This is a genomic window from Pseudoalteromonas sp. PB2-1 (assembly GCF_045040605.1).
In the GTDB taxonomy this organism is placed as follows: Bacteria; Pseudomonadota; Gammaproteobacteria; order Enterobacterales; family Alteromonadaceae; genus Pseudoalteromonas; species Pseudoalteromonas arabiensis.
This window is the reverse complement of sequence record NZ_CP090667.1, coordinates 1,148,248-1,159,517: the sequence shown is the minus strand read 5'-3', so window position 1 is coordinate 1,159,517 and position 11,270 is coordinate 1,148,248. Positions and strand designations below refer to the sequence as shown.

The following is an 11,270-nucleotide window of genomic DNA, read 5'->3' as shown; positions in this document are numbered from 1 at the left end:
AGTAACCATGAAAACGAAGCAACAACAACGTATTGAGCTGGCCTGTGATTATATAAGCCAACATCTCGATGAGTCTCTATCACTGGAAAAATTAAGTGAGGTGGCGTGTTGCTCAAAATATCATTTTCATCGTTTATTTGTTGCTGGTGTAGGCATAAGCATCACAAAGTATACGCAACTTGCTCGCTTAAAACGCGCCTCATTTCGGCTCGCGTTTGAGCAGCAAATAAAAATTATCGACATCGCTCTAGAGGCACAATTCGATAGCCCTGAAGCATTTAGCCGTGCTTTTAAGCGCACTTTTACGCAGTCGCCTAGCGAGTTCAGAAGCAAACCAAACTGGCCTAATTGGCACACACAGTTTGAATTTTCATTACCTGACAAAAAGGTTTGCCCTATGAATGTAAACATTGTTGATTTTAAAGCACAGCCGGTGGCGTTACTTACTCACCAAGGTTCTGCAAATACACTTATGAATACCGCCGCAAAATTTATTGAGTGGCGTAAAGAATCTGGTTTTTCACCCGTTAAAACCAGTCGCACTTATGGGATCCCGTATAGCGACCCTGCCACGACTGAAGATCATGCATTTCGTTTTGACTTTGCAGGCAGTATCACACGTCCTATAACAGAAAATTCGCAAGGTGTGCGAAATGGTGAAATTCCAGCAGGTCGCTGCGCAGTAGTGCGCCACAATGGTTCTCACGATACTATTAGCGATATGGTTTACTACTTGTATCGTGAATGGCTAGTGCAAAGTGGTGAAGAAGTTCGTGATTTCCCGTGTTTCTTTCATTACCTCAACCTCATCCATGAAGTTGATGAATGCGACTTGCAAACAGATATTTATTTGCCGATTAAGTAACACGAGGCGTGTAAGCAGGTTGTAGGCGCGATTTTACATCGCGCAACACGCGCAATAAATTTCACGCCTACAAATATAAAATCCCTTCCCTAAAACCGATAACTAATGCTGGCATTATACGAGCGGCCTTGCCCTGCAAGCTGCTCAAAACCCTTACTCATATCTTGCTTGTAATTAGCAATACTCACCCCACCGAGTGGCTGTTGGTAGTATTCATCAAGTAAGTTAGTAATTGCCAACTTAAAGGTTAAATTTTGCCATGTTTTCTGACTTGAGATAGCCAATAACTGATAGCTGTCGGTTTTATTTTCTAAACGACGCTCATCAACATTGGTTTTACTATCAACCCACTGCCAGCTCAATGCGTTTTGCCAACCTTTGTATTCGTGCTCCACACTCAGCTTAGTGTTTAGTGGCATGATTTGATATAAGTCTTCATTACTATCATCACGTTCGCCATGACTACTGGTTAATGAGCCTTTTAATTGCCACTTTCCTGCTTGCTTTGAATTATGAAGCTCAACTAATCCAGCAAGTTTAGCGCCATAAAGTGTGGCATCTAGATTCGTAAACGTCAGAATATTGCGTTCTGTATGCGCCATGTCGGTGCGGTTAAAGCTTTTAGTTACCTCAGCATCAATGTAATCACTTACTTGCGTGTACCAGATGTTTGCTGTTATTTGCCAACTATCGTCTTTAGCGAGCTTAGTGTAGCTAGCGCTCAAAGTATGAGCCGTTTCGGCTTCTAAATCTGGGTTACCAATATAGCCGTTACCATCACCAAACCAACCGATCATGGTGGTTGCCATCGTACCAACACCCCAGCTATAACGCTCATATAAATTGGGCGCACGGTTTTTGCGTGCAAGGCCAAATTGCAGCTCATCGTTGTTAGTTAATTGGTAGCGCGCAAGGAGGCTCATATCAACCAAGGTGTCGTCACGTTTACGGTCTAATTGGTTAAATTCCATCGCCGCTTGCGCATCGGTTTTCGACATATGCATCATCGAGCCCATATGACCCATGCCGCCTTCGTTATAAGCCTGTACATCACCTGTATTAGTTGTTACTTGCTCAACACGCACACCTGCCGATAACCACCAAGCTTGGTTGACTTGATTTTGGTACTCAGCAAATGCCCCTAGGCGATCGCGTTTTCCTCCATTGATATTAATGTATTCGTTCGGGCCCATCATCATTGACCCTGCAACCGCAGGCCACCAATCATCAATACGATAATTATAATACTCTTGTCCTAGCATCAATGATGATTGCTTTGTTAAGTCAGTGCGCCAATGTATTTGATAACTGTAGTCTTTAGCATCTGTATTCATTGGCATCATGCCTGTTTTTTCTGCACTAAAAAAACCCATTTCGTGCTTCACATCATGATAGTTCACTTGCACATGTAAATCACTGTCTGCAAGTTCGCGCTGATACTGAGCAACTAATCCGTAACTGGTGTTATCGGTCATATCCATGTATTGATTGGGAAAGCCTTGGTAGGGAATTTTTTGATGGCTTAATTTAACGACAAGTTGCTGTTTATTGTCACGAACAGCACCCGTTAAGGCATGATTTTGCACACGATATAAAGTATCGAGTACGCGGTCACCATGACCATCATCATAGCTATTGGCATCTTCAAAGCTGCCTTGATAAGACAGGCTAAACTGTTTACTTGTAAGGCTTGCACCTAGGCCATACGCTTGGCTGTCGTTAACACTTTTGTACTGAGCGGTAACATAACCTGCACGCCAATTAAGTGAGTCTGTATCGCTAAACTCGGGGGCAATCGTGTTTACCCTGATAACACCAGCAATATTATCGCCACCACTGCTCACCGGCGATACACCTGCAACCACGCTGTAAGACGAAATTTGATTCGCCGACACGTAAGATAATGGCGGGTTCATTTGATTAGCACACGCCGCAGGGACATCAGCACCATCAACGAGTACTTTAACTCTATCGCCCATCATGCCATTCATAACAGGTAAGTTAGACACCCCACCTGCCGCTGAAAAATCAACGCCTAAATCAGATAACAATGAATCGGCAGAGCCAACGAGTTGATGATTATTTTGGGCATGACCTTGTACTTCGATTACTTCAATCGAATCATCAGCAAAAACCGAAATACTTAAAACACAGCTAAGTGCAGCTACAATTTTAGAAAATGAAAAACCAGGACGAAAGAGTTGCGTGTTCATAAATCTTTAAAAATAAGATAGTTAATTAATAAGTGGATTATAAAACTCATTAATTAGTCTGAACACGCGACATATTGTCGCACCCAGTGCGCAGGGGTCAAAATATTAGCGCAGCACCACCAAAGGAATACGGCTATCTTCAAGCATTTTTAGCGTCGTGCTGCCTAAAAAGAATTGTCGCCATTTAGAGTGACCAAATGCCCCCATCACCATTAAATCAACGGCGTGATCACTTTTATAACGCCATAACGCCTCGTATACATCACCATCAAGCATTCGGGTTCTAACATTAAAACCATGCTCAACCAGCCTTGCCGAGGCTGTATCTAGCTTGTCTTGGCATTGACCGTCTTGTTTATCAACCATCACTAAATGGCAATCTAATCCTGTTAAAATCCCCCCGTTAATAATCTGTGTTATTGCTTTGTCTGTATGTTCGCTACCATCATAGGCAAGCATAAAATTAGTTGGCTCATGGAAGTGTGGCGGCACTATCGCAACGGGTGTATGCACTTGGCGAATTAAAGTTTCGATATGTGAGCCTAATACTTTAAAGTCATCATAGTGGCCCTTGCCAGAACGGCCAATAATCATCACCCTTGCATCGTCTTCATTATCAAGTAAAGCGTCCACTAAACTCATAGAAAACTGCTGATGCTCAACCGCAGTCATTCCTGCATGTTGTGCTTTTTTTACCGCTTCTTCAAGCAGCAGCTTGCCATGCTCAGAAGCCATTTTGTTGCGTTCAACTTCCAGTTTTGTCAATTGCTTAAGTAAGGACGTTTGCGACCCTAAGCCAATAATCGCGGTTAGATCATCACGGCCTTGTGGCAAAGGGGGCTCTAAAGCATGTAAAAAGTTAACTGGGTAATCAGTACGCTTGGCTATCCAAATAGCAGCTTCTGTCACTGCATTGGTCATACATGAACCATCGATACAAGCAAATATCTTTTTCATTATGCTCTCCTTCAAAACCAAGCCAGTAAAACCAAGTATAGTCGGCTTTTTATATGTATTTATTTTGAACAGCAAAGACTTAAGAAGTTCAGCTTAATTTCTTATAACAAACAAATGTAGAACGTTCCAAAAAATACTATATCAGTATCGTTAATTTGTATTACAATAGCAATGGGCACACATCTCATACCAGAACAGCCTACTGTTGCTGGCGTTTTCAAAATCAATTTTTAAAGGATCTCCATGACTACCGTAGCCAATAATCAAGGCAACGTAAGCACGTTTACCATTCTGATAGTACTGGCTTTGGGCACGTTTATTTTAGGCTTGTCTGAATTTTCTATGATGCCAATGCTGCCCCTGATCAGCGAAACATTTTCATCAACGCCCGCACAAAGCGGTTATGCCATTAGTGCCTATGCAATTGGTGTCGTTGTGGGTGCACCACTTTTTATGATCACCACAGCAAATATGCGTAAACGTAATGCGCTCTTGATGTTTGTCAGTATGATGTTTTTATTCAATGGCTTAAGCGCTTTTGCAAACTCACTCGAACAGCTGATTTTATTTCGTTTTTTGAGCGGTTTACCACATGGTGCATACTTTGCCGCGGCTATTTTACTCGCCGCCGACATTGCCCCTGCCGACAAACGCGCAAGCTTTATGTCAAAAGTATTTATGGGCTTAACCGTTGCAACAATTGTCGGTGTGCCTATGGTTACCCTCGTTGGGCAAAACTTTAGTTGGCGTTATTGCCTAGCAGGTACTGCCTTACTCGCTTTAGTGGCTTTGGCACTCATTGTTAAGTACGTACCCAACGTAAAAAATACGACACCCACGTCGATTTTAGATGAACTCAGTGTGCTTAAAAATAAGCTGGTGTGGACGATTCTAGGTATCATTATTATTGGTTTTGGTGGCGTATTTTGTGTTTACACCTACATAGCCGACACTATTTTAGTGGTGACTCACACACCAGCTTACACGATTTCTATTGCCATGATTATGTTTGGAATTGGCTGTACTTTAGGGAACTATATACTGGGTAAAGCCGCTGACCGCTCGCCATTAAAAACCACTGGGGCAGCGCTAATTGGTGCTGTTGTATTTGCAGCCAGTTATGTGAGCGCCAGCCACAATATTTGGCTGTTATATGCGGTTATTTTCTTTATTGGCTTTAGCGTTGGTTTAGGTACTGTGATCCAATCGCTGTTAATGGATGTATCACCACAAGGCCATGCAATGATAGGCGCACTCGTGCAATGTGCGTTTAATACAGCCAATGCCATTGGTCCTTGGCTTGGCGGTATGGCCATTGCCGAAGGCGCACTGCCAAGCCAAACAGGCTATGTATCTGCGGCGCTCTTTTTGGGTGGCTTTTTAATGTGGTCATTAAGCGCGATACAAATGAAAAAGCTACGAGTCGAAAGTTAGCAAAAAATGTAGCTGCGATTTTATATCGTCCAGAGAAATGGCGTTTAACAAGAATGCTTTAACATTCGCTGTTAAACGCCACCTACTGCTTGCAACACCTTTATTCATCCTGAAATATCTCTTCGATACTTAAGTTAAACAAACGTGCGGCTTTAAATGCCAGTGGCAAACTTGGGTCAAATTTACCTTTTTCGATGGCATTCACTGTTTGCCTTGATACATCGAGTAATTCGGCTAATTTTGCTTGGGTGTAGTTATGCTCAGCACGCAGCACTTTCAAGCGGTTTTTCATGCTTCATCCTCGTCATTTAACTGCTTATTCATAACTAAAATGCACACTAAATAGGTCACGCCCATAAACAAAACTAAATGTGAGATATCTTCGTTAAAATGCACTAATCCGCTCGATTGTAACAACGAATAGGCTAACCCAAATACCAAGCTTGCACCTAGTGTGATCCCCATGGCATTGAGTTGTACCCGTTGCTGTAATTCATCCATGCCCTGAAGCTGTCGCTTGTTTGCTAAAATCATCATCACGCCAACAAGTATATTTATAACGATTGCGGCAACAGTTATCACCGTTTGATCTTGCCATAAAAAATGCGGCCCAAACGAGGCAATAGCAAGCGTTAGCAACCACGCTACCGTCCACTTAGCAAGGTTTAAAGTATTTTGTTTATTGCGCTGTTTAAATGTTAATCCTGTTTGATTCATTATTCTCACCTTAAAAGTAAAGTTAACTTGACTAAAGATTAACCTACAAAAACAAAAAGTCAAATAAACTTTACAAAAAGTTTTATAAACACGACATGTAAAGATTTTTTTAGTTTCAAAAAAGACAACAGACTTGCTGTTAAACTCATAATATTGTATTAATCTAGAATTACCTGAACAGAATCTGAATCTGTCCATCCGATAATAATAAAAAGAAGATAAACTATGAGTACGGCGCTGTTTTTTGTTGGCGAATGGCAAGTTACCCCAAGCACAAATTCAATACGACGTGGCGAACAAGTCAAACATCTTGAACCAAAAGCGATGGATGTATTATTGCTGTTGTGCGAAAAACAGGGTGAACTGTTAACCAGCGAAGAAATTATCAGCCACTGCTGGCCACATGTAGCGCTTGGCGATAACCCGCTACACAAGGTAATTACGCAGCTTCGTAAAGCATTCGACGACAAAGCCAGTAACCCGCAGTACATCGAAACCATTCGTAAGCGTGGTTACCGCGTAATTGCCAATATAAACTTCCCCCTTGATGAAGAGCAAAAAGCCAGCCAAACAGCTTGGCAAGGTGACTCGCCTTTTGTTGGGTTAAGTGCTTTTTCGCCTGATCAAGCAGGAGTATTTTTTGGTCGCAACAAGCAAATAGAAACCTTATTACAGCGAGTATCTGCACAGATTCAATTTGGCCGTGCCTTTTGTTTAATTTTAGGTTCGAGTGGTTCAGGAAAGTCATCCCTTGTAAACGCGGGTGTATTACCTGCCTTAATGAATACCAGTGGCTATGATGGCATACGTGTTCATAGTTACTGCCAATTAGACTTTGCCGATGTAAATAAAGACCGCTTATTGCTAGATTTAGCCTCTACCCTGCTCGATTTAGAAATAAACGATGCCCCAGTGCTCAGTGATATGAGTGCTGAAACACTGTGCGAGTTATTAACCTCACAACCAGAGCATATTATTAGTCGCTGCAAAGCTGCACTGGCTGAGCTTAATAATGAACACACCAAACCCTACTTATTTTTATTTATTGACCGCTTAGAAGTTTTATTATCATCGCCTTTGTTCACAAATGACGAACGCAGTCAGTTTTTAAAACTCATAGAATGCTTAGCAACCAGTGACTGTATAATCATTTTTAGCGCTTGCCGTAATGATTTTTACCCGCAAGTGGTGAGTCAACCAAGTTTAATGGCAGGTAAAGCCAATGGCGCACATTTTGATTTATTAGCACCCACACGCTCAGAGCTAAAGCAAATGATCCGCTTGCCTGCACTTGCAGCGGGTTTAAGTTGGCAAACACACCCAGAACATCACACCCCCCTTGATGAGCAGCTGTGTAATGACACCGCCAATAACCCTGATGCACTGCCTATGCTGCAATACACCTTGCAGCAGCTGTATTTGCAGCGCAGCCCAGACAGCGAACTGCTATTTTCAGAATACCAAGCCCTAGGCACCATTGAAGGAGCGATTGGCCAAAAAGCCGAGCAGGTATTCTGCCAATTACCCAATGAGCAACAAGCAGAACTTGCCGTTGTGCTTTCAAGGCTGATCACGCTAAACCCAGACGGCGAAACACTCACCAGCCGCGCGGCACGTTGGAGCGAGCTTACAAACCCCGCACAGACTAAGCTTGTGCAAGCCATGGTCGAGAGTCGTTTGTTTGTATCGCACCTTAAAAATGAACAAGCCTGTTTTAGCCTTGCCCACGAAGCGCTGCTGCGTCATTGGCAGCGCGCTATCGACTGGGTAGCTGTGCATCAACAAAGCTTAGCGATAAAAAGCCGTGTGCAACTTGCCACCGAGCGATGGCTGCTTGAACACAAACACACCGACTTCCTACTAGCGCAAGGTAAACCCTTACAAGAAGCACACAGCCTTGTGAGTAACCCTATGTTTAGCTTGTCGAACGATGAACTTGCTTTAATAAAAGCCTCTAATAAAAAAGCAAAACGTAAAAAGCGTGTGTTACAAATCACGGCAGCAACACTTGTGTGCTTAACCTTTATTGCTACATTTATGAGCGTGCGTAGCTACCACGCTGAGCAAGTAGCAAAACAAAAACGCCAAGAAGCTGAGAGTTTACTGGGTTTTATGGTCGGTGAATTTGCCGACAAACTCAGAAGCGTTAAGCGCATGGATTTATTGGATGGTATTAGCAATAAGGCTCTTGAGTATTTTTCCAATCAAGATGAAGAAGCAGCGTCATTATTTGACTTTAGCGATAAACAAGCTCAGTTTAATAACCGCTTTCAGTACGCTCAAACCTTAGAGGCCATGGGCGAAGTCGCCTACTCGCGCGGCAAAACCGACGAAGCCTTTACCGCCTTTGAAAATGCGCGAACGCGCCTAGAATCTTTACTAAAAATTCAACCCAATAACCTTGATTTACTGATGCTCGCAGGGGCTAATGCATTTTGGCTAGGGCAGTTACATTATGATAACCTTGACTACCCTGCTACAGAGCCTTGGTTCAAACGGTATCAAGAATACAGCGAGCGAATGTACGCGTTAGCACCCAATGACTTTAATTCCATTGTAGAGTTATCTTATTCACATAACTCGCTTGGCTCACTGTATTTGAAACAGTTAAACTTTATACCTGCCAAACAAAGCTTTATTAAATCCTTAGACCTAAAAAACAAAGCACTTGAGCTTAAACCAAACAATAAAAACCTATTACGAGATAAGGCTGATACTCTCAGTTGGATTGCTAGCACAGAAGAAAATCTAGGTAATCTAAACGAAGCATTAAACATGTTAGAGCAAGCGGTTATCCAACTAAACTCAATGATTGAACTCACACCTACAAATGCAAGCTTACAAAATCTATTAGCTAATACCTATATGCAACAAAGCTATCTTTTAAGTTATTTCCCAGAAAAACGTAGCGCTTATTTAAAAGCTGAAAAAGCGGCTAACATTATAAATAAAGCTCGTCTGCAAGATCCCGAAAACAAATACTTCAAACGTAAATATTATAGAGCTATTTCATATCAATTGATGCTACTAGAAAAAAGCATCAAAAGTAATAAAATAGATGGGATAAGGAATTACATTGATATAAATGGGTTTTCTAATTTAGAAGTTGTGAATATGCAAATTAGTCTAATACATTACTTCATTAATCGTAACAATTTAAATAAAGCAGAAAGCCTTTTAAAAAAATTAGAAAGCAGCACTGAATTTAAAGAGAGGATTAATAACACCTCAAAGATGGAAAACTTCTCTGAATTTATAAAAATAACCTTGATAAAAGCAAAGCTTGCAAAGGACAAAGAAATTAGAAAAGCTAACTGTAAAAATATTATTAGCTCTATAAAAAAAAATAACAATGGCAGTAAAAGCATTAAAATAGTCCACCCTCTTCTACAAGCTTATACCTGCTTAGAAAAAGAAAGTGAAATTAGTGAAATTAGAAATAAACTAATCGAGTTAGGTATTACTAACTTTAAACTATAAAACGCAATTAGAAGGTAACAACATGCGCGAAAATCAAACTTACAACTTTACAGTCAACATTTCACTTAACAGTAACAATGAGGCGGTATTTACGTATTTTCAAAATGGCCAAGAAGTTTCAGGTGGTGGTACTGTTAAAGAAAGAAACAGCCTTGGAATATATACTTTAGATGAGGCAACTATTGCTAAAGGTTTTCAATTTACGGGAGCAAGGTTTTCAAATCTTGAAGGTAACTGTGTTCAAGACTTTAGCTATGAAATTATTGATAATGGTCAAAGTATTCATATTACAGACGCTGATGATAATAAAGGAATAGTTTGTATGATTTTTAATGTTGAATGCAACGGTGTAAACTATGAAAGTACAGATCCACAAGTAGAAAATGATAGAGAAAACTAAAATCATGTTGTTAAAGGCTCTTTAGAATGAGCCTTTTATTATTTTAAAACAACAACTTAAAACCAGAAGATTACCGGAAGGTTTATTTGCACTTTTTTAAGTAACTTTATAGACACCAAAAACGTTTGCATTGGCAAAAAGGAACGAGTGTGTCTATTTCCAACAACAAAAATAAACAAACAAGCAAAATCACAAACCACGCAGGGGGGGCGTTACCTAACTCTATAAACTCAGATCAGCTCGCTTTAATTGCACAAATGTTTCAACACATGGCTGAGGGTGTTTTTATCATCAATGGTCAAGGCACGTTTGAATTTGCCAACCCGATGGCTGCGCAACTTTTTGGTGATAACCAAGAGGCGTTAATTGGTCAAAACCTATTGCATTACCTGCACGATACCGACCGCGATAAATATATGTATACCCTACTAAGCTGGTTAGATCATAAAGACTCGCCAATTAGTTTAGGGCCAAACGAAGTTAAAATTAATCGTGCCGACAATAAAACACTTGATGCTGATTTATGTATATCAAGCTTACCTAAAAATATCGCTATTGCAGATAATTTATTTATTTGCGTTTTACATGATTTATCATCACATAAAGAGCAATATAACCGCTTAATAAAACAAGCCACAACCGATCACTTAACAGGCCTTGCAAACCGCCTTACTTTGGAAGAATCATTAAAAAAACATTGGCAAGAAAGTGTGCAAACAAATCAGGCTATTAGTACTATATTAATTGATATTGATTATTTTAAACTATTTAACGATCGATTCGGTCATGTTAAAGGTGATAAGTGCTTACAAAAAGTAGCGAGTATAATTGCCGAGTCACTGCCCTCTCATGACTGTTTAGCAGCGCGTTACGGTGGTGAAGAATTTGCCGTTATATTACCAAGGTGTCAAAAAGACACAGCCGCAGCAATTGCAAAACATATTCAAATTAAAATCAATGCAATGTCATTTACAGATATAGGTTTGCCCAGTGATTTTAGAATAAGTGTAAGCCAAGGCATTGCGTGTGAATTTAATAACCAATACCGTACATCAGAGGCGTTAATTTGCGCAGCCGATACCGCGTTGTACCGTGCCAAAACAGAGGGACGCAACAAGATCAGCATTAGCGCGTAAACACATAATTAACAACGTAAAAAACTAATTAACAAGTCGCGTTAGTTACACATATACTATACTTTTAT

The 11,270-nt window shown here is 40.7% G+C and carries 9 protein-coding genes; 5 read left to right on the top strand and 4 right to left on the bottom strand.

Going from position 1 to position 11,270, the window contains the following annotated elements:
* Positions 1 to 7 precede the first annotated feature (7 nt).
* Positions 8 to 865, top strand: a complete 858-nt coding sequence (locus tag L0Z67_RS05315; protein WP_237127682.1) for a GyrI-like domain-containing protein — start codon at positions 8 to 10, stop codon at positions 863 to 865.
* Positions 866 to 954: 89 nt separating this feature from the next.
* On the opposite strand, the gene L0Z67_RS05310 is transcribed toward L0Z67_RS05315, so the two are convergent.
* Positions 955 to 3,078 carry a TonB-dependent receptor gene (locus L0Z67_RS05310; protein WP_405128549.1) on the bottom strand — a complete coding sequence of 708 codons (2,124 nt, stop codon included), beginning with the start codon at positions 3,076 to 3,078 and terminating at the stop codon, positions 955 to 957.
* Positions 3,079 to 3,183: 105 nt separating this feature from the next.
* The gene (locus L0Z67_RS05305; RefSeq protein ID WP_062570456.1) at positions 3,184 to 4,035 is read right to left on the bottom strand and encodes a universal stress protein; all 852 of its coding nucleotides are present in this window, start codon (positions 4,033 to 4,035) and stop codon (positions 3,184 to 3,186) included.
* A 243-nt stretch (positions 4,036 to 4,278) separates the two neighbouring features.
* Here L0Z67_RS05305 and L0Z67_RS05300 point away from each other — a divergent pair, with 243 nt between their 5' ends.
* The gene (locus L0Z67_RS05300; protein WP_193988534.1) at positions 4,279 to 5,469 is read left to right on the top strand and encodes an MFS transporter; all 1,191 of its coding nucleotides are present in this window, start codon (positions 4,279 to 4,281) and stop codon (positions 5,467 to 5,469) included.
* Between the two features lie 100 nt (positions 5,470 to 5,569).
* On the opposite strand, the gene L0Z67_RS05295 is transcribed toward L0Z67_RS05300, so the two are convergent.
* Both L0Z67_RS05295 and L0Z67_RS05290 read right to left on the bottom strand, forming a co-directional pair.
* Positions 5,570 to 5,761: a helix-turn-helix transcriptional regulator gene (locus L0Z67_RS05295; protein ID WP_062570454.1), complete on the bottom strand. Its 192-nt coding sequence runs from the start codon at positions 5,759 to 5,761 to the stop codon at positions 5,570 to 5,572.
* Positions 5,758 to 6,186 (bottom strand): hypothetical protein, encoded by a 429-nt coding sequence (locus L0Z67_RS05290; protein WP_237115008.1) that lies wholly within the window; start codon positions 6,184 to 6,186, stop codon positions 5,758 to 5,760. The genes L0Z67_RS05295 and L0Z67_RS05290 overlap by 4 nt, the downstream gene beginning before the upstream one ends.
* A gap of 225 nt (positions 6,187 to 6,411) precedes the next feature.
* Between L0Z67_RS05290 and L0Z67_RS05285 the strand changes: the two genes are divergently transcribed.
* The 3 genes from L0Z67_RS05285 to L0Z67_RS05275 all read left to right on the top strand — a co-directional run bounded on the left by L0Z67_RS05285 (position 6,412) and on the right by L0Z67_RS05275 (position 11,202).
* On the top strand, positions 6,412 to 9,666 hold the full coding sequence (locus L0Z67_RS05285; RefSeq protein WP_237127685.1) for a winged helix-turn-helix domain-containing protein: 3,255 nt from the start codon (positions 6,412 to 6,414) through the stop codon (positions 9,664 to 9,666).
* A 22-nt stretch (positions 9,667 to 9,688) separates the two neighbouring features.
* A complete protein-coding gene (locus L0Z67_RS05280; protein ID WP_237127686.1) occupies positions 9,689 to 10,066 on the top strand; it encodes a DP-EP family protein in 378 nt (125 codons plus the stop codon).
* Between the two features lie 155 nt (positions 10,067 to 10,221).
* Positions 10,222 to 11,202 (top strand): GGDEF domain-containing protein, encoded by a 981-nt coding sequence (locus L0Z67_RS05275; protein WP_405128707.1) that lies wholly within the window; start codon positions 10,222 to 10,224, stop codon positions 11,200 to 11,202.
* Positions 11,203 to 11,270: the final 68 nt, after the last annotated feature.